Raw genomic sequence first — 26,619 nt, forward strand, 5'->3', positions numbered from 1 at the left:
ATAGCTTACAGCCAACTCTCAGAGTTGCGCGAATTTTTAGAACTTTTCGGTGGGGTATTCATCTTTCGGTGGGGTTCGGTGGGGGTGATCTCCTGAAATTTTCGCTACCGTGCGGAATTTGATTCCTCTCGCTCATCGTCTTCTGCCTTTAAGCGCTATACGCAGCGGGGATGAACTGAAGGAAAATAACGGTCGCAAATTTAGACCGCTTGGTCTATAGTTGGGTGGAACGGCTTAACCACATCACTAGAAAGTTGAGATCAGCATGACTGCTAACGTCCGCTCTGCTTCACCTCAGTACAACTCAGGTAAGGGGGAGGGATCCCCGGTGGGTATCGCCCTTTTGGGACACGGCACTGTCGGAGCTCAGGTGTTGCGTTTGATGGACGAATACGCGGACGAGCTCGAACACCGCATTGGCGGCCCCCTTGAGGTCAAAGGCGTCGCCGTGCGCAACATAGAGAAACACAGGGAGACCGTTCCGGCTGAGCTGCTCACTGATGATGCATACAGCCTCATTCAACGTGACGACGTAGATATTGTTGTCGAGGTGATCGGAGGGATCGACTACCCTCGCGAGTTAGTCCTCGCCGCGCTCAAAGCTGGGAAGTCTGTCGTCACCGCTAATAAGGCTCTCATCGCCGCGCATTACCAGGAACTGGGAGATGCATCTGACGAGTCAAACGTTGATCTCTACTACGAGGCGGCCGTTGCCGCAGCAATTCCTGTCGTTGGCCCCCTTCGCCGCTCGCTTGCAGGCGACCGCATCAAGTCGGTAATGGGCATTGTTAACGGCACGACGAACTTCATTCTTGACGGAATGGATTCCACCGGTGCCGATTACGACGAGATGCTCGCCGAGGCAACCCGACTCGGGTATGCCGAAGCGGATCCGACCGCAGATGTCGAGGGATTTGATGCGGCTAGTAAAGCCGCCATCTTGGCATCAATCGCATTCCACACCCCGGTGTACGCCAAGGATGTGCACCGTGAGGGCATCACCAATATCAGCCCCGATGACATCAAGGCAGCGCAGGCTGCAGGTTATGTAATCAAGCTGCTCGCTATCTGCGAGCGGTTTACCAACCAGGAAGGAAAAGAAGTGGTTTCCGCACGTGTTCACCCCACACTTGTGCCGCGCAGCCACCCGCTGGCTAGCGTGAGCAAGTCGTTCAACGCAATCTTCGTTGAAGCTGAGGCAGCCGGTCGCCTGATGTTCTACGGAAACGGAGCAGGCGGGTCGCCCACCGCTTCTGCCGTTCTCGGAGACATTGTTGGTGCTGCCCGCAACAAGGTTCACGGTGGCCGTGCACCTGGCCAGTCCACCTACGCCAACCTGCCGATCGCAGACTTTGGTGACGTGTACACCCGTTACCACGTTGACATGGAGGTGGAGGATCGGATTGGTGTACTCGCCGATATCGCTAAGATCTTCACTAAACATGGCATCTCGCTTCGTACGGTGCGTCAGCACCAGGGCGACGACCACGCTCGCCTGATTCTGGTCACACACACCGCGCGTGAACAGGACCTCGAGGAGGTCGTCGATGAGTTGAAGAAGCTTGAAGCCGTGCGTGGTATTGAATCCGTTATCCGCCTGGAGGAGTAATTGTGGCAGTAGAAATTCCGCAGGGGACGAAGGTGCACGTCCGTGTTCCTGCCTCGTCAGCAAACCTCGGCCCGGGGTTCGATACCCTGGGCATTGCCCTGACCATGTACGACGATGTAGATGTAGAAGTCGTAGAGTCGGGTCTCGAGATCGAGATTCACGGTGAGGGGGCCGATACTCTGCCTCGTGATGGTTCGCACCTTGTTGTGCGGGCCATTCGAGCCGGGTTGAAGGCAGCCGATGCCACGGCACCTGGACTGAAAGTGACGTGCTACAACACGATCCCGCAGGCGCGTGGATTGGGTTCTTCCGCAGCTGCTGCAGTGGCAGGTGTCTCTGCAGCAAATGGTCTTGTAGGTATGTCCCTCACCCCGGATCAGGTAGTTCAGCTTTCGAGCGCCTTCGAAGGACATCCTGACAACGCATCGGCCTCTGTGCTTGGTGATGCAGTAGTGAGCTGGACTGATGTCCCCGTTGACGGGCAGACGCTGCCACAGTTCCATGCTGTTGGCATTCATGCTCACGAATCTATTGAGGCAACGGCGTTCATCCCGAGCTTCCATGCGTCAACAGATGCTGTGCGGAAAGTATTGCCTAGCGATGTCACCCATCAAGATGCACGGTTCAATGTGTCTCGCGCGGCTCTGCTTACCGTGGCGCTGCAAAGCCACCCCGAGTACCTGTGGGAAGCTACCCGTGACAGGCTTCACCAGCCGTACCGGGCAGACGTGCTTCCAGTAACAGCCGAATGGGTTAACCGTCTACGTAACCGTGGGTACGCTGCGTACCTTTCGGGTGCAGGTCCCACCGTCATGGTGCTCCACACCGAACCGATCGCAGAGTCCATTATTGTCGCTGCCCGTGAGGACGGATTGCGAGTGGAGGACCTTCGTGTAGCAGGACCCGTGGAAGTTACCACCACGGTCTAAGAACGTGCCCGTACCGAGTGGCAGTGATCGTGCCACTGCTAGTAGGGCAGTGGGCAGTTAAATGTCGCTCTGTGACACGATGCGCGAAACCGTAAGGAATCCCGCGGTGAAGCAGTGACGGCAAGAGTGAGGTAAATACAAAAGTCCCGGCACCGTGAACTGCCGGGATTTTTCTTCGCTTTACGTTCCTCTGTAGTTTTCCTTTTTCTACGGTGTGTCCCTTCAGCGTTCCTGTAGATCAGTGGAAACGAAGGCCTATCGCGGGTAGACGCTGGTCGCAAGTGCCTTGGCAACAACGCTGACGCGTGTGCCATAGTCGAGTGCGAGGTCGGCAAAGCTTGCCGGGGTGATCGGCACGGTGACTTCGTTGCCTCCTGCAATAGTGACGCTGATGTTAATCTTGCCACCGGAGTGGGCGATGCCGCTGACTACGCCAAGCCAATGGTTCCGTGCGGATTCCTGTGGTCCGGACCCATTTTGTTCCTTGCTGTACAGACGAAGGATCGCGGCCTCTGGTGCGAAAACAGCCACGGCCTGGGCCCCGGGAACAAGAGTATCCCAAGGAACATCCTCGCCTGCCACGCCGGAGACATCACCGAGGGTGACAATTCCATCGTGTACCGAGTTGATCGTCCCGGTGATGCGGTTCAGACCTGTCAGATCAGCAACGAATTGTGTCGGGGGTACGCGCAGAATCTCCTCGACCGGTGCTTGCGCGGCGACTTTACCGCCTTCGATGACGATGACGGAGGTCGCGAGCGCGTAAATGTCCGTTGGGTTGTGCGTAACAAGCATCGTCTGCCTGTCCTTGCTAACAGCATGGAGGACAGTCCGCCACGCAGAAGCGCGGGCAACATCGATGGCTGCCAGAGGTTCGTCGAGAAGCAAACGGGCAGGACGAGTGGCCAGCGCTCGAACCAAGGCGACGTGGGCCGCCTGCCCACCGGACAGCGCTGGGACGGGAACGTCGGAAAGATCAGCCAAACCAGCCGCAGAAATCCACGCGTCCGCATCCTTCGTCACCATTTCCAATGCCTTCTTCACCGTGCATGTGCGGGGAAGACCGGGGTTCTGCGTGAGGAGAACACCGTCCAAAGTGCGCATGTACGTTGTCTTTCCCGCACCGTTGGGGCCGATGATCACGATGAATTCGCCTGCGTGTGTCGTTTCCGCAGGGGTAGAAAGCGCCCGCACGCGTTCGACATCGATATCGCCAATGGTACGGACAGTCGGCTTGTACGATTTCTGAAGGAGACTGGGAAGAGTAGCCAACACGAGGACAACAAGCGCAATGCCGATGAGCAGTGCAGCCATAGCGAGGGCAGCATCCGGATCGATCTCGCGCTCCAAGTAAATTCCCAGCGGCAGGGTGCGTGTTTTCCCGGGCATGGAGCCTGCAAAGGTAATCGTCGTACCGAACTCGCCGAGCGAGCGAGCAAACGCGAGTCCGGCGCCGGTTGCTAGGGGAGCAGCGATTGCCGGGAGAGTGATCTTGTTCAGTACCGTCGACCGGCTCATACCGAGGCCGAGAGCGGAACGCTCAATCTCCCTGTCCATCGTGCGTAGAGCGCCGTCAACGGCGACAACCACGAAAGGCAGGGATACGAAGATATGCGAAGCTACCACACCTGGATAGGCGAAGGCGAACTGCAACCCCAGCGCGTCAAGGATCGGAGCGGTGATACCACGGCGACCAATGAGAGCCGTCAGCGCAAGACCCCCCACGACAGGTGGCATAGCCAGAGGCAGCAGAACAAAAATCCGCACGAGTTTCTTCCCCCGCAGCAGCAACGCGATGGGGACACCGAGAAGGGTGGTGATGACCGTCGACCACGCTGCAGACGACAGCGTGATGGACACCATCTCCAGTGTCTCCGGCCGGACGACGATCTCCGGGAAGCGGAGCCAGGGGACGCGGATAGCTAACGCAACGATGGGCCCGATCAAAATGATCAGGCCCACCCACGCCAGCGGCTTAACGAACCGGGCTGAACCCATACTGTTCCAGAACCTCGGCGAACTTATCGGAGGTCAGGAATTCCTTGACCTTCTGAGCCTGCTCCGGGTGCTGTGTGTTCTTGGTCACGGCGACCGGGTACTCGTTCTTTTCCTTCTCCGCGCCGGGGATCGGCACAGTGATGACTGTGTCGCTCGCGGAGATAGCATCGGTGGAGTACACAAAGCCGGCATCGGCTTCGCCGGAGGTCACCTTGCCGAGCGTATCGGTTACGGAGTGCTCGAGGGATGCGAACGGGATGTTCTTATCGCCGACGAGGGCCTCCGTTACACGGCCACAGGGAACCTGCGGGTCACATGCGACAACGGTGGCACCGGCGTTGGCCTTTTCCACCAGCTTGTCGATGGAGGTGATCTCCGGATCTGTTGTCACAAGCACGAGTTCATTCGTGGCAAAGACGGTGGGCTCCTCAACGAGATCCTTTTCGACTGCCTCATCCATGGCCTTGCGGTCAGCGGTGATCAGGAGGTCGCCGGGGGCGCCCTCTGCAAGCTGAGAAATGAGGGTCGAGCTGCCGGCGTTGTTGAATTCAACCGGGAATTCCTTGGAGATTGCGTCGTTGAGCACGCGGGTGGATGCAGCGCCCATGATGAGGATCTGCTCTTGGCTCTGGGTATCAGAGGCCTGGGCAGAACTGCTATTCGACGCGGAGGTGGTCTCCGCACTCTGCGAGCAGCCCGCCACAGCGAGTGCTGCCATCAGCGTCGTTGCTACTAGTTTTGTTGCTTTATGCCCCACGGGACATGTCCTCCTTCTCTCGCACCGCACCGGCGTGCACTGGGGAACAATCCTGGCGCTTCTGGACTGCGGTCGTTGCTTCTTGTGACCAGTAAAAACAATGGTTTTGCTATGTATCCTAACCGAGAAGAGCGCGGTGCGTTACGTTTGTCTCAGTTTCCTCCCAATAGAATTCGGGCATCTCGATTGTTCTAGAGCGTGTACTAGACCTCTCAGCATGACTCTAAAAGCAGGTATGAGGCTCCGCGTCTGCCGACCCGCGTTGTGGCCGCGCATTTGTGTTCGCGCGTTGAGAGTGCGGACTGCGAATAGGAGTTATGAGTATTTTGTCGAAAGACAAGGGCGCGTAGCCTCGATTTGTGTCTTTGGCTTGCTGATTTGATCTGCCATAGCGACTCAGCGTGGGGAGCTTTTGGTGCGCGACCCACACACCGCGAGGCAGCGTTCCATGAAGTGCGTGACAGCTGTCCAGGCACGGTCTTATCGGATGTGAGAACATAAGAGCAACAGTTGAGTGAGATGCTGCTTGCGAAGCACACTGGTAGCAAACCAGTGCAGTTGTTTGCGCTATTTCGCGATAGCTCAGTGAACGTCAGATGTGCGTTGGAACAGACAAGGGAAAGTGAAGTAGAAAATGGAGCCTTCGAATATCACAGCCACCGTGATCACGGTTAGTGATAGAAGCTACGCAGGCATTCGGGAAGATGCCTCAGGGCCGCTGGCTGTTACTGCTCTCCGTGAAGCCGGATTAGTCTGCGGTGATCCTGTTGTCGTTCCTGATGGAATCGATTCAGTTACTAATGCGCTCAGAGATGCCGTAGTGAAAGGATCCCGGGTGATTTTTACTACAGGGGGGACGGGGATTACCGAACGTGATCTCACGCCGGAGGCTACTCGTATTTTCATAGAACATGAGCTCGTCGGCGTGGAAACCCAAATTTTGCTGGAGGGACTGAAAAAGACCCCTATGGCCGGGCTGTCTCGCGGGCTCGTCGGAGTCGGAGGCACGTCCGTTTTCATCAACGCGCCGGGTTCGAGGGGCGGAGTGAAAGATGTCCTGTCTGTTGTGATTCCACTTCTGCCTCATTTAATTGAGCAGCTGGACGGGGTTGCCGGAAAAGCTCACGGTGAATAGGGCTGTATCGCACTCGTTCACACTCGCTTGGTGTGCATACCCCTGCTGTGCGCTGGCTAACTCAGCTTGCCGACGCTGACTGAGCGCTGAATCAGAGTGCGAAGCTGGACCGGGGCGTTCTCACCTTTATCCTTGCCAGAGCTCGGAAAATCATAAAGATACCGGCAAGGCAACATGATGACAAAGGCACGTGCTGTTTATCGCGGAGGGACGTGTCATACGCACTTACCCCTGCATTTTCCCGCGAGCGCCGTGCTACCGACGCATTCCTTCTCAGCGCATTCGGAACGATCTGATGAGTCTCTCGTCGTTTACTTCTGTACCGACGGAATGGTGGCTGCAGAATGATGCGTGAAGGATTTGAGCTCCTCCAACGTGTCGTAGTCGCGCTCAGAGCCATCGCCCGGAACTTCGATGAATGAAGGAGCGGCGGAGTAGAGGCGCTTGGCAGCGCCCTCTGTCCCTGTCTCCGCAATAGCGGCACGCAGGTCAACGGTACGCCAGAGAGCAATAAGTGGCTCCAAAAAACCGTCGCTCGAGCGGACGACGGCGGCCGAATGGTCACCAATGACACGAGCTAACCGGGGAAGCAGACGAGAGGCGAAGGGGGCATCGACCGTGGTGATGAAAACGAAGGGAGTAGCGATCTCTTCGCTTCCTCGCGCGATCGCGGCGATGGGGCCGGCGAAGGGAGGATTTTCTGCCACGAGCTGCACGTCGGCGGGGAGGCCTTCCGGCTGCCGTGAACTGACTACGATGCGAGGTGCGGGGCCTAGTGAGCGGAGAACAATATCGATGAGCCGCTCGCCATCAGCAACTGCGCAGGCTTTATCGATGCCACCCATCCGAGTTGCACGCCCACCGGCAAGCACCATGGCGGAAATCTCGCCGCTGCTGGGGCTATCGCATGCAGGGGGCACGCTAGCTTCGTCTCCCGAACGCACTTGTTAGTCCTCCCGAATCCACGTGCCAGAGCGCCCGCCGGACTTCTTTGTAATCTTGCATGAGCGAATGTATGCCGAGCGGTCAACACCTTTCACCATGTCGATAATTGCCAGCGCCGTGACGGATACAGCGGTGAGCGCCTCCATCTCTACTCCGGTGCGGTCTGCCGTACGCACGGTGGCTTCGATAAAGACATGGTCATCGCGGATCTCGAGGTCTACAGCCGCTCCATGGATACCGATTGTGTGGGCGAGGGGCAACAGGTCTGGAACCTTCTTCGCCGCGGAAATTCCAGCGATGCGTGCGACGGCAAGGACGTCGCCCTTGGGCACAGTACCGTCTCTCAGGGCTCGGATAATGTCTTGGGAACAGTACACTTCGCCCTGGGCGGTTGCGCTGCGAATTGTGGGAGTCTTTTCCGTGACATCCACCATGTACGCCTCGCCGGCGTTATTGAGGTGCGTAAATTTCATGTCCTGTAGTCCTTTCCTTGTGATCTGCCGAAAGGCCAATGGCAATTCTGGTAACGGGCGGCTCCTGTGCGACAGCAGCCTAGGCTACTGTCAGCTGACACCCGTAGTGAAACTGAGATGATTGGCGAACTGGTGCCAGTATGTGGAGTTGTGTCAGAACTAGAGCAGCATGACAAGCGCATCGTGGCCGGTGTGTCCGGGAGGGACGATGGCAAGGCCGTTCATTCCAACGAGGGAACCAATGCGGTGGGATCCCGCGCCTTTCGACACCACGCGGTCGCCTTCGACGCGGACGGGGAAGAAGCGGGTGCGCTCCTCAATCGGGTCGAGTGGGCCGTCGATGGACATGGGAATCTTCACCAGTTCGCGCGGGGTATTGGTGAGACATGCAATCACTTCGCGAACGTACATATGGAAACTCACCCAGGAGCTCACAGGGTTACCAGGCAGGCACACAAGCGGTATGCCCTTCCACAACCCGCAGCCCTGGGGCTTACCTGGCTGTTGTGCGACCTTGACAAAGGTGATAGATCCAGCGGTAGCTTCCTTGACTACGTCGTATGCGCCGGCTGACACCCCGCCGGTCGTAACGACAAGGTCGCAGCGGCTGGCAAGATCATCGAGGATTTCGAGGAAATCGGATGGGTTGTCGCTGGAGTGGTGGGTGCGGACCACGTCGCAGTGCTCCGCGCGCGCAAGCGCCTCGATCATGGGGCCGTTGGAATCGGGTATTTGCCCTTCTTCTAGCTTGTCGACGGCTGCCAGCTCGTCGCCGGAAGAGACCACGCCGACAACGGGGCGGGGGTAGCACGTCACGGTAGGGACACCAACCGAGATGATTGCCGCGATAGCGGACGCATCAAGCCGCTGCCCGGCGCGGACGACGGTGTCGCCAACGCACACGTCTTCTGCTTTCCGACGGATGTTTGCCTGTGCTTTTGGAGAACGGTGAACCTCCACCGTGCGAGGAAGCTCTTGTGGCCCAGGCTCGAGGTTAGTGTCCTCCACGGGGACAACAGCAAGCCCCTCGTCATCGCCCGTTGGAGCACCCGTCATAATCCGCACGGCTTCCCCCGAGCCGACCGAGAGCGCCGTGGCTCCTGCTGGAACATCCCCGATTACGCGTCGGGTAGCGTCAGCATCCTCCGTGCGCACGAGAAATCCGTCCATAGCAGAATTGGTGAACCGCGGGATAGGCAATGTAGCGGTGACATCCTCAGCAAGGACGAAACCTGCAGCCTCCTCGGTGGCGAGGGTTACTCGCTTTTCCAGCGGTTTTGCGAGTTTCTGGATGGTGGACAGGTATTCACTCATGGGGATTAACACAACGCCCACTATACTGACCCGAATGATTTACTCACGTATCCGCGACACCGCTATTGATGTCCCCTTTCTTGCCGAGCAGGTTGCCTGCGATGAGGCCGGAGCCATCGCTACGTTCGACGGCCGGGTACGCAACCACGATCACGGCCACGCGGTGACCAAACTGACCTACTCGGCTCACCCTGCGGCCGAGCGCATCATCGCTGAGGTCGCTGAACAGATTGGGAAGAAATACGACCTCCATTCCATCGCAGTCGAACATCGGACAGGGGATCTGTCCATCGGCGACACTGCCCTTGGTGCGGCTGTCTCCTCATCCCACCGGCGTGAGGCGTTTGAGGCGTTAGCCGAGCTCGTCGACGAAATTAAGGCCCAGCTTCCTATTTGGAAGCAACAATTCTTCTCTGACGGCACCTATGAGTGGAGCAATTGCGCCTAACCAGTCATCCCTTTGCAAGCGGTTCCTGTACGGGCGCTCCTGCACAGGAATCGAAAAAGATGTGACCTGATATCTAAGGTTCCTGGGGCCTCCACAGGTTCCTGGATCCTCTGCAGGTCTCGAGGCTGACCAATACATACCTCGTCCGTATCGCTGAGACAGACTCTGTGATCTTTATCTCTTGCTTCCGTGTCGTTTTTCCACAGTAATTGTTTTATTGCCACATACAATCATTTAGTGGTTAAAAAATTTTTCGGAGTGTGTGTGGCAACGGTGCTCACCTGTGGTGTGGTGCCAGCAGCGCAGGCAGTGACGCTAGATCCGCGCATGGTACCGCCACGCACTCAAATTACCGTCCGGCAAGATTCTGGTTTGACCTTTTCCACCGGTAACAGTCACGAAGCGCGTCCTGCTTTGTCTTTGAGCAAGCTGTATTTGGGGTATTGGGTCCTCAAGTACGGTGATCCTTCTGATAAGGAGCGGGTAGAGAACATGATTCGCTACAGCGAGGACGGCACCGCCTCCTACCTCGATCAGCGATATCGGAACGCCATCAGTGGTGTCATTGCAGAGTTTGGCCTAAGAGAAACGTTTTACACGGGGTACTGGGGGAGCGTCCGCACGTCCACCGAAGATGTCTCTCGCTTCACTGCACAGATTAGGAATGACCCTATCGCCGCACCGATTATCCGTGGGATGGAGACAGTAGCTCCGATTGCTGCCGATGGCTACCACCAAAACTATGGGACATCCCGGGTTCCGGGGGTTCAGGGAACTAAGTTCGGGTGGGCAGATCGTCGTGATATCCATGCCTCGGTATCATTCGCGCCGGGTTTCACGGTGGCGGCCAATACCTACGGAGGACCTGATGCACACACTGCCGATGTTGTAGCCGCTGTGCATAATGATCCTCATCCTGCCCCTGCGCCGCCACCGGCACCCGTGGTAACTCCGTTAGAAACGATCGGCCTCGGTTCTTCAGAGGCTGTCGCCGCCGTTAATGCCCAGGTGAGTGCCGCCCAGGAGGAGGCAAATAGAGTGCTCGAAGGGGCCACGGAACAGGCTCAGCGGGCTGCACGTGACGCTTGTGTGGCAGCGAACCAATCCTTGGCTCCATCCGGTTTAGCGCCTGTTTGTTAGGAATAAATTGTTAGGAATAAATGTCCTGCGGGAGTGCTCGCCGTTCATGAAAGCTTTCTCCGTCGCGGGAGCATGCACCGCAGCAAACACGCATTATAGATTTATGAGAATTATGGATCCGTTGGACAGGTGAGTCGACGAAAAAGACGGGTGTGATGGAAATACGGACCCGACGTGAATGCGTACCGAGATCCAGAAAAAGACATGCGTCGCGGGTAACTGTGATCTGCCTTAGCCTCCTGCAAAGGGAGGCAGGAAATCGACGGATTGTGCCGAGGCGACCGGTGCCCGTCGGTCAATGGCCTGGGCGTTGTCGACGAAAATGGCACATTGCTCAAGCACCGCTCGTGCATGCGGGTGTGTGTGTAGTACCTGCTCCCGCAGCTCTGCAAGCGTGGTCGTTTCATCGACCTTTGCTGGTTCCTCGGCGAGGCCTACGGCATCGGCCGCGGCAGCGAAGTAGCGAATAGTTGTCACTTGTTAACCTCCAATTGCGCTCATAGTCCGGTCCGGCTGGATGAAAAGGGGGCTATCAATACCGTGTCCAGCCTTCTTAACGGACATGCACTCGCTCCAGGCACGAGCGAGCTCGTCATCTGTGGCGCCGGTGCGCATGAGGTCGCGCAGTGATGTCTCCTCGCGGGCGAAGAGACAATTGCGAATGGCGCCGTCCGTGGTCAGACGCGTGCGGTCGCAATCGCCACAAAACGGGTGTGTCACAGCTGCGATGATGCCGACGTACCCATCGAGGGCACCATCGGTGGCATGCCACAGGGCAGCAGGAGCAGATCCGCGCGGTTTTTCTGCCTCCTCCAAAGTAAACCGCGTCCGCAGGGTGTCCAGAATGTGATCGGCAGTTACCATTTTCGAACGATCCCATTTATCAGGGGGCCCGAGGGGCATTTGCTCGATGAACCGCAACTGTGCTCCATGCTGTAGGCAGAACTCCGCTAGCGGTACGATATCCCCTTCATTGACCTCCGGCATGACTACCGTGTTCACCTTCACGGGAGTGAGACCGATTTCGCTGGCGACACGTATAGATGTGAGCACATCGTCAAGGCGGTCGCGACGGGTGAGGCGTGTGTATGTGTCGTTATCAAGGGAATCTAGAGAAATGTTAACGCGATCCAATCCCGCGTCCTTCAGCGCTCGTGCATGGCGATGCAAGCTCACACCGTTGGTGGTGATTGCCGTGGAGGGAGAAGGTGTGAGGGCCTTCGTGGCAGTAATGATCTCCGGAAGGGATTTGCGAAGCAGGGGTTCGCCACCAGTAAAGCGAACCTGTTGGATTCCGAGCTGTTCCACAGCGATGCGGATGAGTCGAATCGTTTCCTCATCAGTCAACGTATCCGGGGTGGGAATCCACTCCAGTCCTTCGGCAGGCATGCAGTAGGTACACCGGAGGTTGCAACGGTCGGTGAGCGACACCCTGAGATCGCGGGCGACGCGGCCGTAGCGGTCGGCCAATAAAGTGTGTGTTGACATGTCCCCTCCAAACTAGTCGAAATACCCTGCGGTAGCTAATAACAGATGTACGACCTTGTTTATTCTTGTGTTTGCCTCGCCGGTCTAGCTTGTGGGTTTAAGCGTTGCCGGTCCAGCCTGTGAGATTTGTGCGTCGTAGCGAAAGCAAGTGAGTATGAGCGACTGCTGGTGAGGCGGAGTTCTGTCACAACATGTGCAGGGCGCACCACGTGTGGGCAAACTAAGTGTGGGCAAACTATGTGCAGGCAAACCGTGTGCGGGAAAACAGTAGTCAGCGCCACGTATCCGCTTCTTAACCGTAGGGCGACGCTCGGTGACGTAGGGTGACCTAGGGCAACCAAGGGCGGCGTCGGGTGTTGTAACGGGGCAATCGTTCTCGTACGCACCTATCCCGGGCTCACACCGGCGGCCGTGGGGAACGAAGAAGTGCTACGACAACGAGATGCGCTGATCGTTGAGTACGTCAGCTAGACGTGACGGATAATCAGTGATGATTCCATCGACACCTGCGTTGACCAGGTCGACCATGGTGGCAGGATCATTAACCGTCCACGGAATGACCAGTAAATTATGCTCATGAGCCCGATCAACATACTCTGCCATGGTCTCCGGGCGAGCCCCGGTGTCCCCTCTGCGAACTCCCAACGGGCCTCCGAAATTGGGAGCAATCGCATCGGCACCAAGGGCGACGACCGCTGTAATCGGATCTCCGTGGACCGCAGAATACTGAATTCCTGCTAGCCATGGGGAGCCATCGGTGAATGTCTCAGCGTCATACTTCGCCACGGTTAAAACCTCGCGGTTCGAAGCCCGGACCATGGGGAGGACGCTCCAATCCGACGACTGGATAGCGACCCTGTCGCTGAGGTCGAATGATTCCACTTCCGATAGGATGGCCGCGACGTAATCCTGGGGTAGAGCCGTTGCTTCATCGGAATCAACCTCAGTTCGTGGCTCGATATTGAAACGAACGTACGGTGCATCCTTGGCTAGGTTGAAGACATCTTTGAGCTGGAGAATCGTGCTTCCCTGCGGGTGATGCGCCTCGGGAAAATCGGCTAACGGCTTAGAACAATCCAGGGTGTGCACCTGGGCGTAGGCAAGCGTATCGATGCGCTTACCTACATAGGGAAACTGCGGATCGCCCGGTGTAACTGGAGCGGTGTCGGAGCACTTTTCCGCGAAGATGCGAGCGTCGTTCCACACAACGGGAACCCCGTCTTTGCTCAGCGTGATGACGAACTCCAGGGTAGTAACCCCGACCTCGAGAGCGTTGATGAAAGCAGCCTCGGATCCTTCGGTGTACTCGCCACGGCCACCACTATGTGCTTGCACATCGATCGGTGATGATGAGAATACGGAGCCACTCGCTTCGGCGGCAATCGGCTCGGGGGTGATGACGGAATCGGAAGCCACGCTACTTGAGCATGCCGATAGCGTACCAATCATCACCGCGCCGACGAGTGGCACTGCATAGAGATGACGGTGGTGCATAAGCGGTCTTTCTAGGGCTTTCTTTCTAACGAGATCTTCATAACGAAGTCGTCGTAGCGTGATCCTGTTAGAAGCAACCAAGTAGCTGGGATGTATAAAGTTTTATTCAAGGCTAACGAACATTAAATTAGCGCATGTTGGGAACCGTGCCAGGTGAACAACAGCTGTCGGGTTAGAGCCGCCGTGAACGCCATCGAAGCGGGGGATGAGTCGCGACTCACCTACCATTTGTTTTAGTTATGCCAGGTTTCTCGTCGTAGCATTATCGCTTTTAGCTGGCATTCAGGATGTTGGCAGTAAAACACCAGGAAGTGGGGGAGGGGGAGGATGTCACCGCCTGGTCACGTGGCATGGTTTCAACACCTTTGAAGTGCTTTGGGAATACAGCGTGCGCAAAACCGGCCTGGCGAAACACTGGCCCGGCGAAAAACCAGCGTGCGCCTAACCAGCGTGGCGTGAAATCAGTATCGCGGTGGTGAGAGTCCGGCAGTCTAACGTTCGCCGGGCCCTTTAAGTTTGACGATCTCGAACTCGTGGTGGGCAAGGTGTCCGCGAAGATCCTTCTTGTCGAACTTGCCAACGCTTGTCTTATCCACGCTGGAGACGAACGTCCAGTACTCGGGCAGCATCCAGTTGGGCAGAGTTTCCCTCATGGAGGTACGCAGGCGCTCAGCGGTTTCGCTCGTCGGCGGAACACCCTCGTGCAGGACAGTGACAGCGAGAGGTCGCTCGCCCCATTTCTTATCCGGGTAGCCAATGACCGCGCACTCGATGACATCCGGGTGCGCCATGACGAGGTTTTCCAGCTGTACGGAGTAGATCCACTCACCGCCGGAGCGGATCACATCCCGGGCGCGATCCTCGATAGTGAGGAAGCCGTCCTTGGTCACACGTCCCACGTCGCCTGTGCGAAGCCAGCCATCGTCTGTGAACTGATCCTCGGCATCTGAAAAAGGCTTGCCCCGGAATGTCGTTACATTGTCGGAATGGAAGTACGATCCCGTTACCCAGGGGCCACGGATCTGAATTTCGCCGTGGTTGCGGTCGGTACGGGAAACTTCGACACCATCGGTCACCACACGGTACTGCACGGATGCTGGGAATCTGCCCTGGGAGATGCGGTACGCCCAGCGCTGCTGTCCTGATACGCCGGACGGTGGCCGTGCGACCGTGCCAACAGGAGAACTTTCCGTCATTCCCCACATCTGGATGACATCGACGCCGTATTTTTCCTCCCACATCTGCGTGAGCGAAGGAGGTACGGGCGAACCACCAGCAATAATTTCCGTCAAACTCATCCTGGCTGGCGGGTGATGTAGATAGTGAACCATGAGAGAAATCCACAGTGTGGGCACTCCTGTTGCTACGCGTGGATGCACCTCGGCGATGATCCGCGCAAGCCGAGCCGGGGACACGTCCTGACCGGGAAGAACCAGAGGGGCACCGGACATAAAAGCAGCGATCGGAACACCCCAGCTCAGAACGTGGTAGATCGGAACGCAGCACAGGAATGGCGTGCCGTGAGACACCGCGAACGAATCCTGCGTGCGCAGGGAAAGCGAGTGCAGATAAATGGAGCGATGTGAGTAGGCGACACCCTTCGGCGGGCCGTCCGAGGTGCCCGTCGAGTAGCACAGAGCAGCGGCCGTGTGTTCTTCCAGCTCTGGCCAGTCGTAGTGGGTGGGTCGGCCGTCGATAAGCTCCTCATAGGAGTACACCGCGACTGAAGCAGGAAGCTCGGCCAGGACTGGTGCTAGATCACCGTCACCGATGACCACCACAGCGCGGACGATGGGACATCGGGGGAGGATCGGAACAAGAATGTCCACAAGTCGAGGGTCGCAGACGATGACAGAGTCCTCGGCATGATTGATGATGTGCGCGATCTGATCGGCTTGCAGCTGCTTATTCAGAGGCTGGAACACCGCACCCTTGCACGCTGCGGCGAATAGCACTTCGAGGTGCTCCGGGCAGTTGTACATGAGTGTTCCCACCCGTTCGTCGCCCAGGATTCCCAGCTCATCTTCGAGAGCATGGGCGAAAGCAGCAGCTCGCTTGCCGATCGCAGCGAACGTGGTTTCCTCCAGCTCATCCCGATTCCAGGAGTATACTGTCGTGTCGCCATGAATTGTCGTTCCATATTCAAGGATTCGGGCGACATTCAACGGGATATCTTGCATGGTGGCGCGCATACCACAAACTTTAACCTAATGTTGTCGTGGCATGGGCGTATGGGTTAGGATAGATCCCGAAACAGATGCGGGTTCTCACTTCTTCCCGCAATATTCCAAGTTTTGTCGTTCCCATCGCGGAACTTCTTTTCAAGAAATTACCTCTAACTACCGCAGTCTCAAGGCGGTACGAAAGGAATATGTGTCTATGACGGACAATGTGGATCTGTCAACGCTGAAGCTCTCCGAGCTCAAGCAGATCGCCCAGGAAAAGGGGATCAAAGGGGTATCTGGGCTCCGTAAGCAGGCGCTCATCGATCGACTGGCAGCCGAACTGAACGGGGATAGTGAGCCCAGGCGTGAAGCGTCCAAGCCACGCCGGGCTACACGGAAAGCACAGTCCATGGGCAAGGCTCAGTCCGAGCCCGCTGCCACGATCGTGGAAGAGTCTGAGCCAGAAAACCAGTCTCCTGCAGAAGAATCTTCTACACAGGATGCGCAGGAAGAAAACAGCGAGTCCAACACTTCTGACCGCCACGATGGTGCCCACCAGTCGAGGTCACAGGCCCGTCGTGCGCGCCGGGTTCGCCAAAAGATGAACCACCGTCGCAACCGTGATGGCCGTGACGATGCGGATAACAACGGTGGTAAAAGTGACAACCGCCGTCGCAACCAGAACAACGACGAGAACGATTCTCACCGCAATGATTCGCACGGTGGAGACAATCGTCATTCCTCCGACAACCGTGGATCTGACAACCGTGATTCGGATGCTCGCCAAGGTGCCGAGGACCGTCACGAGGGCAACGGTAGCGAGCACAAGGACAAGAACGAGCGCAACGATCGGAATGACCGTGACAACAATCGTCGCGGTGGACGTGGTCGCCAGCGTAACGAGCGCAACGACCGTAACGAGCGCAACGACAAGAACGATCACATAGGGGAGAACGAGGAATCCCAGCCGATGCAGCAAATCGCTGGCATTCTGGACATCATCGATTCCAGCATCGCCTTTGTGCGTACGACGGGATACCAAGCAGGCAGCCAGGATGTCTTCGTTCCCCAGCAGATGATTCGTCGCTACGGAATGCGTCGCGGCGATTACATCCAGGGTGCTATCCGCGCACCGCGTGAGGGCGCGAACCAGGATTCCAACAACAACCACAATAATCGTGGTCGCGGTCGCAATAACAATCGCGGTCGCCAGAAGAACAACGCTTTGCAGCGTGTGGATGCGATCAACATGCTTCCGCCGGAAAACGCCAAGCAACGTCCGGAATTCTCCAAGCTCACGCCGCTGTACCCGAATCAGCGCTTGCGCCTGGAAACGCAGCCGAACATTCTTACCACGCGTCTCATCGACCTTGTCATGCCGATTGGTAAGGGGCAGCGCGCACTCATCGTCTCCCCGCCGAAGGCTGGCAAGACCACCGTGCTCAAGACCGTGGCCAACGCGATCTCCGCAAACAACCCAGAGTGCCACCTCATGGTCGTGCTCGTGGACGAGCGCCCCGAGGAAGTCACGGATATGCAGCGCAGCGTCAACGGCGAGGTGATCGCCTCCACGTTTGACCGCCCGCCGTCAGAGCACACCGCCGTGGCGGAACTTGCCATTGAGCGCGCAAAGCGCCTGGTTGAGCTCGGCAGTGACGTGGTCGTTCTCCTGGATTCCATTACCCGCCTCGGCCGCGCGTACAACAACTCGTCACCGGCCTCCGGGCGCATCCTATCCGGTGGTGTGGATTCCAACGCCCTGTACCCGCCGAAGCGGTTCCTTGGCGCTGCCCGCAATATCGAAAACGGTGGTTCGCTGACGATCATCGCTACGGCTATGGTCGAGACCGGCTCCGCCGGCGACACCGTCATCTTCGAGGAGTTCAAGGGCACCGGTAACGCAGAGTTGAAGCTTGATCGCAAGATCGCCGAGCGCCGTGTGTTCCCGGCTGTGGACATCAACCCGTCGGGTACCCGCAAGGACGATCTCCTTCTCGCTCCCGATGAGGCCAAGCTTGTGCACAAGCTGCGTCGTATCATGAGCGCACTGGATTCGCAGGCCGCGATTGACTTGCTCATCAAGCAGCTGAAGAAGACGAAGTCGAACCGCGAATTTATGCGAGCGCTGGCCACGTCCGCGCCGATGACAGCGGGTGAGACGGAGGAGGATTACATCTAAATGGCGAGCCACGTCTCCGCAGTAGACGACATTCTTGCTGAATACCAGGGTCTCGAGGCTCAGATGGCCGACCCGGAGTTCGCTAACGACCCGGACAATGTGCGCAAGGCTGGCAAACGGTACAGCCAGTTGCAGCCCATCGTGAACCTGAACACGCAGCTCGAGCAGGCACGTGCTGACCTTGCCGACGCGAAGGAACTCGCCTACGAGGACTCCGCGTTTACAGCCGAGGTCGAGCGCCTTGAGCCGAAGGTTGTCGAGCTTGAAGAAAAGCTCGCCGACATGCTCGCACCGCGTGACCCCCACGATCCGGACGACATGGTCATGGAGATCAAGGCCGGCGCGGGCGGGGAAGAGGCAGCGCTGTTCGCAGGCGAACTGGTGCGTATGTACCAGCGCTACGCAGAAAAGCACGGTTTCATCACCGAGGTGCTGGACGAGTCCGAGTCGGACCTCGGTGGTGTCAAGGACATGACGCTATCCATCCGTTCCAAGAATCCGTCCCAGGACGGTGCGTGGAGTGTATTCAAGTTCGAGGGCGGCGTGCACCGCGTGCAGCGCATCCCCGTGACGGAATCAAACGGTCGTATCCAAACGTCCGCCGCCGGTGTCCTCGTGTACCCGGAGCCGGATGAGGTCGGCCAGGTGGAGATCGACGAGAAAGACATTCGCGTCGATGTGTACCGTTCCTCCGGTAAGGGCGGTCAGGGCGTGAACACGACGGACTCCGCAGTCCGCCTGACGCACCTTCCTACCGGCATCATTGTGACCTGCCAGAAGGAACGCTCCCAGATCCAGAACAAGGCCCGCGCCATGCAGGTCCTGCAGGCGCGCCTGCAGCAGATCGAAGAGGAGAAGGCCGAGGCAGAGGCTGCTGAGGGTCGCCACGCGCAGGTGCGCACCATGGACCGTTCCGAGCGGATCCGCACCTACAACTGGCCGGAGAATCGGATCACCGATCACCGCATCGGCTACAAGGCTAACAACCTTGATAGCGTGCTCGACGGCGATATGGATGCGCTCCTGATGGCTCTCCAGGATGCGGACCGGCAGGCCCGCTTGGAGGCCGAGGATTAAGCTCTCCCAGGCGTTACGGTCGGCGGCGGACGAACTGTCCGCCGCCGGTTGCGCGTCTCCGCTTGTCGACGCCCGGCTCATCGCCGCTCACCTGTTGCACACCGATGTGGGAACGCTCTTTTTCCACGACGATGTTCCCGCTGGCTTTTGGGAGCTCATCCGCCGACGTGCCACACGAGAACCGTTGCAATGGATCCTCGGCACGGCACCGTTTGGTCCCCTCGACCTACACGTCGGTCCTGGCGTATTCATCCCCCGTCCGGAAACAGAGATTCTCGCAGATTGGGCGGTAAAGCAACATGCCGCCACGTACGCTGATTTGTGTACGGGATCCGGCGCAATCGCTGCCTACATCGCCCACTATGTGCCCGCAGCGCGCGTTGTTGCGGCGGAGAAGTCCACAGAAGCCGCGCGCTACGCTCGCGAAAACGGCGTGGATAACCTGTGGTGTGGAGACGTGCTGAACACTGCAGCATGTGTCTCCGCTCTCGATCCGGAGGGGGATGGGTTTGATGTAGTTGTCTCGAATCCGCCCTACGTGCCGGAGGCCGCCGAGGTTTCTCCGGAAGTCGAAGCCGATCCCCACGATGCTGTCTTCGCTGGTGAAGATGGCATGTCTTGTATCCCGCAGCTGGCCCACACCGCCTTCGCGTTGCTGAAACCAGGCGGCTGCTTTGGAGTTGAGCACGACGATGCGACCCAGCCCGCCGTATGCATGAGCCTGCAGGAGGCAGGCTTCACCCACATCGAACCCATGCAGGATTTCGCCGGTAAGCCGCGATTTGTCACCGGTGTGAAGCCGGTCGGCGCTGACGTTTAACGAGGCAGTCAACCGCGCTGATGTGCGCGGTTGTTTTCCTCCACCGTATCCCTCTAAACCGGAGTTGATCCGCAGACCATGAAGTGGGGCTAGGACTCGTGCCCTGGGGCGGTGCCGTATGTGTCGTCCAGTGTAGTAATCTCAGGAAGCCACGTGACAGACACATCCTGCAGGCCAGCTGCGCGGAAGATGTCGGCGTATCGTTCCGGTGAATCCGCAGTAGCCAGTGGAAGATCACTCATCACGCTCCCAGAATAGGCTTTGACAAACGCATTGGGGCCATCGACAACTTCCTCCTTGGAGATCTGCAGGTGTCCGGTCGGATCTACCTTTTCAGTAAGGTTCGGAATCGAGTCCACCTTTTTCTTCAGCTCGGGGGAGGAAGCGAAATATTCCGGCGCAAAAGCACCGGCGCGCATGTGGACATCAGATAGCACGCCCAGGGCATAGAGAGTTGGAACAACCCCAATCCTGTTCACTAGGAGTACCTTCTGGGGAACGCCGTCTACCGTGATTTCGTGTCCACAGTTCTCAAAAGTAAAGCCATGACTACTGTCTGCAGCAGCCGGCGATGACGTGGCAGAATTCGTGGTGTCTGACGAACACCCAGCGAGGTTCATGTTCACGGCAGCCATGATGGCTAGAGCGAGGCTGCGGGAGAAAACTTTCTTCATTTTCTGTCTTCCTTTCTTATGTGTCTGATGTGCAGCATTCCGCGTACTAAACGGAATTTCCCATGTGTAAACGGAGTTCTGCGTATGTGAATGGAGTTCTGCGTGTTGGGGTGAGATCGGGACGTGATTCTTCTGACTGGTGAGATCCTTTAACTGGTAGCGTGACTGGTGAGATCCTCTAACTGGTGGCGCGCATGTTTCGTACAAGAATGAGGAGGAATGGGGCTCCGACGAGCGCGGTGATAATACCGATGGATAGTTCTCTTGGTGCGAGAAGCATCCTGACCCCAATATCGGCCCACATGAGTAAGACCGCGCCAAGGAGAGCCGCGACGGGAAGCATGAACCGATGAGATCCCCCTACCGTGCGACGGGCGAGATGCGGGATGACGAGACCAACGAAGCTAATTGATCCTGCCATGGCGACGATTGCCCCTACGATTAAACAGGTCAGAATGGGCATCAGGAGTCTGAAGCGCTCCGGGTTTATCCCGGCTGTAAGTGCTGTTTCGTCCCCGATCCCCAGTGCATCGAGGTTCCGGCCCCAGACAACTCCGTTGACGAGCCCAAAAAGTACAACTACAACGGTTATCACTAATGCTATGTCCCACTTCGCAAGGCCGAGGGGGCCAAAAAGCCAGAACATGACTGACCGCGCTCCTTCGGCATTGCCTGAGGCGAAAATGAGGAAACTCGTCACCGCAGAGAGCGCGTAACCGAGAGCGACTCCTGCGATGAGGAGGCGAATGGACGTCAACCTGCCCTGCGAGCGCGCAACGCCATACAAAACAAACGACGCGACGACCGCCCCGATAAAAGCACTGCCTTGGAGTGCGTAGTCGCCAAGGGCTGCGCCTGCGCCGAAGAGGATTGCGAGAGCCGCACCCGTCGATGCTCCACCATTGATCCCGATGATGTAGGGATCGGCAAGGATGTTGCGAACCAGAGTCCGCAGTATGCCACCAGCTACGGCAAGGCCAGCGCTTACGGCCATGCCGAGGATAGCGCGACGGACGCGAATGTCCCAGACGATTGTGTCTTTGACGGATTCCACAGTGGAATCTGTGCCGAAGACATGATGTGAAATGATGCTCACTGTTTCAGTAGCGGATACATGAACCGAACCCAGCCCAACGCTGATCACGAGAGTAATGGCGAGACCGATCGTGAGCCCAAAAAGCCAAACTGTCGCTAGGCGACGATGCCTTCTGAGCCCTAATACAGATCCGCAGCTGTAATCATGGCCTCAGGGTAGGAGAGGGTTTTCTAAAAGTCAATTGGTTCTTTGAAGAAGGGGGTTTTGGGGTGGGTTGGCCATTGGACTGTTTCTGTGTTCCCTTGGAGTACCTCTAAGGCTGTCGTGTACTACAAGCGCCTGGATGAGGGGGTGGAACCGCAGGAAAGTTTTGGGTAGAGGGGAGGGCGCGAGGGTGGGAAAAGGAATGTGTTCGCGGAGGAAGTCAAGAGGCGTGTCGGGAGGGGGTGTGCCCATGCTGTACGAGGGCAGCTCTTCGGCATTTATGGTGTGACCTGTCTTTGTATGCGGTGAACGAATGTGAGTGAGTGGATGCTTGTTGAACATTGGTGATTGGTGGTCTTAGGTGCCGCTGCTGTAACGGGATGATCGTGGGGTAAATCGAGGATGGAAGTCTGATGACCGAGCTGTCCCGAGCCTGGTGATAAAATTTCGGTTTTTAGGAGGAGGGGACTCGTCTGTTAGGGGCGAATGTTTGGATCGTGGCATCGTTTTAGGCTTGTGTGATATGGGACGGCACAGAAGGTCGTTTATTTTTAGTCGGGAAAATTATTAGCGGGGAAGAGTGGATAAATTATTGACCAGTAAAGGGGAATGAAATGAACTCGAGGCCTTAAAACATTCAATAGAATACGTGAATATGCGGAAGTGGTCGGGCGTGTCACTGAAGCATCGATAGTTCTTATTCGGAATCGTAAAAAACGCTGGTCAGTACGGACATACTGTTAATTGCAGTCACCCTAGAACGGGGGTAGGTAATATCAATGGTTTCTGTATTTTTTCCGTAAATTACATATATTTTTCCGCAAATATTGCAATGGACCGTAATGTATGCAACGGCGGAAAAAACTTTCTTGCAAAAAATAAAATACAGGATAGATTGACGGTATGTCGAAAACATCTGAAGTGGGCATGAATGTCACTATTGACGGCCCACCAATAAAACACGTTAGTCACGGTCGTGCCGTCCTGGTGCTTGCTACTGGTACCGCCTTCCTCGCGGGAACTCCCCTGTGGGTGAAGGCCACCAACATGGACCCCTCCACTCAGGCCTTCCTTCGAGTAGTCATCGGATGTCTGTTGTTGGTGCCGTTTGGAATCCGCGAGATGCGGAAAAAGGAGCGTCTGGGGAAGAAAGGCATCATGCTCTCCGTCGCTGCTGGACTCTTCCTCGGCATCGATTTCACCGCGTGGAACTACTCCATCTTCTATGTGGGAGCCGGCATTGCAGCAATTCTCTTGAACCTTCAGGTGATCATCGTCCCGATGCTCACGGCCGTATTTGATAAGTACAAGATTCCGCCAGTGTTCCTCATTCTGGTTCCGATCATGACCGTGGGTGTTTTGCTCACTGGTGGTGTGTTTGAGTCTGCAGAGGCATCGGGTGGCCCCGAAACGATCTACGGAATTAAGACAGCTACGCTCGGAACCATCTTCGGCCTGACTTCCGGTATCTGCTACTCCTTCTACCTCTACTTGTCCCGCAAGGCAGGAACGTCGGCTCGTAAGGATCTGTACGTTCAGCCGATGATGTACACGATGGCCGCACAGGCAATCCCGCCCACTATCATTGCTTTCTTCTTCTCCCCGCGTGGGGGGTTCGATTTCAAGAATGGAGTTCTCCTGAACGGCGAACTTCCGCTTGTTAACCCCGAGACGACAGTCGGTGATCCCCTCACTGCGTGGAACTGGTTCAACCTGATTTGCCTCGCCGTGCTTGGTCAGGCACTTGCCTGGACGTTCGTACAGTACGGCACCGTGTGGCTGGATCCGACGCTGTCTGCAGGTATTCTGCTGCTCTCCCCGGTGACTTCCGTCATCATTGCAGCCCCTCTGTTCGGTGAGATCCCCTCCAAGCTGCAGGTCCTCGGTATCTTCCTGATTCTCGGTACAGTGGCGTACCAGAACGGTTTGTTCAGTATGTTCACAAAATCGAAACGAAAACACGAGAGAGGAAACCCAGACGAGCCTCTTGATCAAGAACTGATACGTGAGGGGTTAGCGCCCCACCACGATCCCCAAGAAGTACCTAATAACCCCTACAAGAAGCACAACCACGGACCGTTCCACTAAGACTAGGTGTCCACAAAGACTAGGTCAGAGTTTCGAATTGTTTTCGGAACAATCCTAAATCGGCGGTAGTGGCCTCAAGCAGTGCTATTGATGGGGAGCCCCGTTCTGAAAGCGAACGGGGTGCACCCGTGTGATCCCCCGGAAATTTCCCCCTAATTGAAGGAGAAGAAATGAAGTTAACCCAACGCGAACAGGAAAAGCTGCTGATTGTTGTTGCAGCAGACGTTGCCCGCCGTCGCAAAGAGCGCGGTCTCAAACTGAACTACCCTGAGTCCGTCGCCCTCATCACCGACTACCTCCTTGAAGGTGCCCGTGATGGAAAGTCGGTAGCCGAGCTTATGTCTGAAGGCATCCAGGTCCTCTCTCGTGACGACGTTATGGAAGGCGTTCCCGAGATGATATCTGATGTGCAGGTCGAGGCTACGTTCCCCGACGGCACGAAGCTCGTCACAGTCCACAACCCGATCCGATAAGAGGAGTTTCCCATGATTCCAGGCGAGTACTTTATTTCTGAAGGAAAGATTACCCTCAACGAGGGTCGTGAGTCGATCACTCTCGAGGTGAAAAACACCGGAGACCGTCCGATTCAGGTTGGCTCCCACTTCCACTTTGCGGAGGCCAATAGCGCTCTCGAATTTGACCGCGAAGCAGCGCGGGGAAAGCGCCTTGACATCCCTTCCGGCACTGCTGTGCGTCTTGAGCCGGGCGATTCTCGAACTGTAGAACTCATTGATTTTGCTGGTGAGCGCCAGGTCTACGGATTCAACGGCGCAGTCAACGGCCCGCTCGACTAACTCTGAAGACTGAAAAGCTGAAAGGAACGTAGAACATGTCATTTGAGATCGACAGGCGTCAATACGCCGAACTGTATGGTCCCACAACCGGAGACGGTGTTCGTCTTGCAGATACCCATCTCATTGCACGCGTAGAGAAGAGCTACCTCAACCCCGGTGAGGAAGTTAACTTCGGTGGCGGCAAGGTTATCCGTGACGGCATGGGGCAGAACTCTCGAGTAAAGGGTGACGACATTATCCCTGACCTCGTGATTACCGGTCCGCTCGTGATCGACTACACCGGAGTTTACGTGGCTGACGTTGCCATCAAGGACGGCAAGATCATGAAGATCGGTCGCGCCGGCAACCCAGATATCCAGGATGGAATCGATATCACCGTCGGTGTAGGCACCGAGGTTATTGCTGGCGAAGGCAAGATCGTCACTGCTGGCGCTGTCGATACCCACATTCACTTCATTTCTCCTGGGCAGGTGGAAGCTGCGCTGGATAACGGCACAACTACCCTCATTGGTGGCGGCGTTGGACCGGCTGATTCCACTAACGCGACTACGGTCACCTCCGGCGCGGCGAACATTCGCCACATGCTGCAGGCAACGGTCGATCTGCCGATTAACGTTGGATTCCTCGGTAAGGGCCATGCCTCCGACCTCAACCCCCTGCGTGAGCAGATCAAGGCCGGCGCAATTGGCCTGAAGATCCACGAGGACTGGGGGGCTACCGCCAACACGATCGACAACGCCCTAAAGGTTGCCGACGAGATGGACATCCAGGTTGCGATCCACACCGATACCCTTAACGAGGGCGGTTTCGTGGACAACACCATTAAGGCCATCGACGGTCGCGTCATCCACACGTTCCACACGGAGGGTGCAGGTGGCGGTCACGCACCGGACATCATCGAACTTGCGGGTCACTCCAACGTGCTTCCCGCGTCGACGAACCCGACCCTGCCGTACACCAAGAACACACTGGATGAGCACCTTGACATGATCATGGTGTGCCACCACCTCAACCCGGATCTGCCGGAGGACGTTGCTTTCGCAGATTCCCGTATCCGTAAGGAAACGATCGCAGCCGAGGATGTTCTGCACGACATGGGTATCATGTCGATTACATCTTCAGACTCCCAGGCCATGGGTCGTGTGGGCGAGGTCGTTCTGCGCACGTGGCAGGTAGCTGACCGCATGAAGATGCAGCGTGGTCCGCTTGAGGGCGACACGGAGGATAACGACAACAACCGAATCAAGCGCTACATTGCCAAGTACACCATCAACCCGGCGATTGCTGCTGGTATTTCCCACGCTGTTGGCTCGGTTGAGGAAGGCAAGATTGCTGACCTCGTGGTGTGGGAGCCGGCGCACTTCGGTGTGAAGCCGCTCATCGTGCTGAAGTCTGGCTACATTGCTCGCTCCGAAATGGGTGATTCTAACGCTTCTATTCCGACGCCTCAGCCGCGAACGATGCGTTACTCCTTCGGTGCCTACGGTGATGCTGCTAGCCGCACGAGCGTGACCTTCCTCCCGACGGCAGCCATTGAGGCTGGTGTTCCCGCATCCCTGAACACCAAGCGTGCCTTCGTGGAAGCGAAGAACATGCGCAACATTTCCAAGGCCGACATGAAGCACAACTCCGAGACGCCCGAGATTTCCGTGGATCCCGAGACCTATGTGCTGAAGGTCGACGGAAAGGAAATTACGTCTGAGTATGCGGAGTCGCTGTCGATGGCACAGCGCTACTTCCTCTTCTAGGCGTACGAACGTCGCGTAAAAGTAGATCGGAGGTAGCAGTAATGAACGCTACCTCCGTCATCTTTCTGCGCCCCGATAGCGATAAGTAAAACCTTTTTCACGTG

The 26,619-nt window shown here is 57.0% G+C and carries 22 protein-coding genes and 1 pseudogene; 12 read left to right on the forward strand and 11 right to left on the reverse strand.

The genetic code is table 11. The features are described 5' to 3' along the window. The first annotated feature begins 265 nt into the window (after positions 1-265). Both CGLUCO_RS04975 and thrB read left to right on the forward strand, forming a co-directional pair. On the forward strand, positions 266-1,609 hold the full coding sequence (locus CGLUCO_RS04975) for a homoserine dehydrogenase (RefSeq protein ID WP_084035824.1): 1,344 nt from the start codon (positions 266-268) through the stop codon (positions 1,607-1,609). Positions 1,610-1,611: 2 nt separating this feature from the next. Further along, entirely contained in the window at positions 1,612-2,538 is a 927-nt protein-coding gene (thrB, locus tag CGLUCO_RS04980) for a homoserine kinase (protein WP_070739712.1), read from the forward strand. Between the two features lie 255 nt (positions 2,539-2,793). Here the strand turns inward: thrB and CGLUCO_RS04985 are convergent, their stop codons facing one another. Next, positions 2,794-4,536 carry an ATP-binding cassette domain-containing protein gene (locus CGLUCO_RS04985; protein ID WP_084035822.1) on the reverse strand — a complete coding sequence of 581 codons (1,743 nt, stop codon included), beginning with the start codon at positions 4,534-4,536 and terminating at the stop codon, positions 2,794-2,796. Then, positions 4,514-5,293 (reverse strand): molybdate ABC transporter substrate-binding protein, encoded by a 780-nt coding sequence (gene modA / locus CGLUCO_RS04990; protein ID WP_143336825.1) that lies wholly within the window; start codon positions 5,291-5,293, stop codon positions 4,514-4,516. Before modA ends, CGLUCO_RS04985 begins: the two co-directional genes overlap by 23 nt. Positions 5,294-5,927: 634 nt before the next feature. On the opposite strand from modA, the gene CGLUCO_RS04995 reads away from it, so the two are divergent. Continuing rightward, positions 5,928-6,428 (forward strand): MogA/MoaB family molybdenum cofactor biosynthesis protein, encoded by a 501-nt coding sequence (locus CGLUCO_RS04995; RefSeq protein WP_084035820.1) that lies wholly within the window; start codon positions 5,928-5,930, stop codon positions 6,426-6,428. A gap of 311 nt (positions 6,429-6,739) precedes the next feature. On the opposite strand, the gene mobA is transcribed toward CGLUCO_RS04995, so the two are convergent. The 3 genes from mobA to CGLUCO_RS05010 all read right to left on the reverse strand — a co-directional run bounded on the left by mobA (position 6,740) and on the right by CGLUCO_RS05010 (position 9,160). Then, positions 6,740-7,372: a molybdenum cofactor guanylyltransferase gene (mobA, locus tag CGLUCO_RS05000; protein WP_143336824.1), complete on the reverse strand. Its 633-nt coding sequence runs from the start codon at positions 7,370-7,372 to the stop codon at positions 6,740-6,742. Positions 7,373-7,375: 3 nt separating this feature from the next. Then, positions 7,376-7,846, reverse strand: coding sequence for a cyclic pyranopterin monophosphate synthase MoaC (gene moaC / locus CGLUCO_RS05005; RefSeq protein ID WP_084035818.1), 471 nt, complete (start codon positions 7,844-7,846; stop codon positions 7,376-7,378). 159 nt (positions 7,847-8,005) lie between these two features. Next, positions 8,006-9,160: a molybdopterin molybdotransferase MoeA gene (locus CGLUCO_RS05010; protein ID WP_232621865.1), complete on the reverse strand. Its 1,155-nt coding sequence runs from the start codon at positions 9,158-9,160 to the stop codon at positions 8,006-8,008. On the opposite strand from CGLUCO_RS05010, the gene CGLUCO_RS05015 reads away from it, so the two are divergent. Then, positions 9,159-9,608: a molybdenum cofactor biosynthesis protein MoaE gene (locus CGLUCO_RS05015; protein ID WP_084035814.1), complete on the forward strand. Its 450-nt coding sequence runs from the start codon at positions 9,159-9,161 to the stop codon at positions 9,606-9,608. The genes CGLUCO_RS05010 and CGLUCO_RS05015 overlap by 2 nt on opposite strands. 237 nt (positions 9,609-9,845) lie before the next feature. Next, positions 9,846-10,748 carry a hypothetical protein gene (locus CGLUCO_RS05020; protein ID WP_232621863.1) on the forward strand — a complete coding sequence of 301 codons (903 nt, stop codon included), beginning with the start codon at positions 9,846-9,848 and terminating at the stop codon, positions 10,746-10,748. A gap of 231 nt (positions 10,749-10,979) precedes the next feature. Here the strand turns inward: CGLUCO_RS05020 and CGLUCO_RS05025 are convergent, their stop codons facing one another. The 4 genes from CGLUCO_RS05025 to CGLUCO_RS05040 form a co-directional block, all read right to left on the reverse strand. After that, positions 10,980-11,225: a MoaD/ThiS family protein gene (locus CGLUCO_RS05025; RefSeq protein WP_084035812.1), complete on the reverse strand. Its 246-nt coding sequence runs from the start codon at positions 11,223-11,225 to the stop codon at positions 10,980-10,982. Positions 11,226-11,228: 3 nt separating this feature from the next. Beyond that, complete coding sequence (gene moaA, locus CGLUCO_RS05030) at positions 11,229-12,236, reverse strand: GTP 3',8-cyclase MoaA (RefSeq protein WP_084035810.1); 1,008 nt, start codon at positions 12,234-12,236, stop codon at positions 11,229-11,231. A 429-nt stretch (positions 12,237-12,665) separates the two neighbouring features. Continuing rightward, entirely contained in the window at positions 12,666-13,730 is a 1,065-nt protein-coding gene (locus tag CGLUCO_RS05035; RefSeq protein ID WP_084035808.1) for a glycerophosphodiester phosphodiesterase family protein, read from the reverse strand. A gap of 491 nt (positions 13,731-14,221) precedes the next feature. Continuing rightward, the gene (locus CGLUCO_RS05040) at positions 14,222-15,922 is read right to left on the reverse strand and encodes a long-chain fatty-acid--CoA ligase (RefSeq protein ID WP_005395999.1); all 1,701 of its coding nucleotides are present in this window, start codon (positions 15,920-15,922) and stop codon (positions 14,222-14,224) included. A 187-nt stretch (positions 15,923-16,109) separates the two neighbouring features. Between CGLUCO_RS05040 and rho the strand changes: the two genes are divergently transcribed. From rho to prmC, 3 genes are read left to right on the forward strand one after another with little or no spacing between them, the layout of a single operon-like run. Beyond that, entirely contained in the window at positions 16,110-18,074 is a 1,965-nt protein-coding gene (gene rho / locus CGLUCO_RS05045; RefSeq protein WP_143336823.1) for a transcription termination factor Rho, read from the forward strand. Next, positions 18,075-19,151, forward strand: a complete 1,077-nt coding sequence (gene prfA / locus CGLUCO_RS05050; protein ID WP_005392094.1) for a peptide chain release factor 1 — start codon at positions 18,075-18,077, stop codon at positions 19,149-19,151. Next, a complete protein-coding gene (gene prmC, locus CGLUCO_RS05055) occupies positions 19,114-19,971 on the forward strand; it encodes a peptide chain release factor N(5)-glutamine methyltransferase (RefSeq protein ID WP_084035804.1) in 858 nt (285 codons plus the stop codon). The genes prfA and prmC overlap by 38 nt, the downstream gene beginning before the upstream one ends. An 89-nt stretch (positions 19,972-20,060) precedes the next feature. On the opposite strand, the gene CGLUCO_RS05060 is transcribed toward prmC, so the two are convergent. Beyond that, complete coding sequence (locus CGLUCO_RS05060; RefSeq protein ID WP_005392099.1) at positions 20,061-20,645, reverse strand: TroA family protein; 585 nt, start codon at positions 20,643-20,645, stop codon at positions 20,061-20,063. 178 nt (positions 20,646-20,823) lie between these two features. Beyond that, a pseudogene (locus CGLUCO_RS05065) lies at positions 20,824-21,864 on the reverse strand (FecCD family ABC transporter permease); the annotation flags it as partial. A gap of 924 nt (positions 21,865-22,788) precedes the next feature. Between CGLUCO_RS05065 and CGLUCO_RS05070 the strand changes: the two are divergent. The 4 genes from CGLUCO_RS05070 (at position 22,789) to ureC (ending at position 26,515) form a co-directional block, all read left to right on the forward strand. Next, positions 22,789-23,973 carry a DMT family transporter gene (locus CGLUCO_RS05070; protein WP_070739741.1) on the forward strand — a complete coding sequence of 395 codons (1,185 nt, stop codon included), beginning with the start codon at positions 22,789-22,791 and terminating at the stop codon, positions 23,971-23,973. Positions 23,974-24,143: 170 nt separating this feature from the next. Continuing rightward, positions 24,144-24,446: an urease subunit gamma gene (locus CGLUCO_RS05075; protein ID WP_005396002.1), complete on the forward strand. Its 303-nt coding sequence runs from the start codon at positions 24,144-24,146 to the stop codon at positions 24,444-24,446. Between the two features lie 12 nt (positions 24,447-24,458). Next, positions 24,459-24,767 (forward strand): urease subunit beta, encoded by a 309-nt coding sequence (locus CGLUCO_RS05080; protein WP_005392113.1) that lies wholly within the window; start codon positions 24,459-24,461, stop codon positions 24,765-24,767. Positions 24,768-24,802: 35 nt separating this feature from the next. Beyond that, positions 24,803-26,515, forward strand: coding sequence for an urease subunit alpha (gene ureC, locus CGLUCO_RS05085; RefSeq protein WP_005396003.1), 1,713 nt, complete (start codon positions 24,803-24,805; stop codon positions 26,513-26,515). Positions 26,516-26,619 lie beyond the last annotated feature (104 nt).

The sequence above is a fragment of the Corynebacterium glucuronolyticum DSM 44120 genome (assembly GCF_030440595.1).
Lineage (GTDB): Bacteria > Actinomycetota > Actinomycetes > Mycobacteriales > Mycobacteriaceae > Corynebacterium > Corynebacterium glucuronolyticum.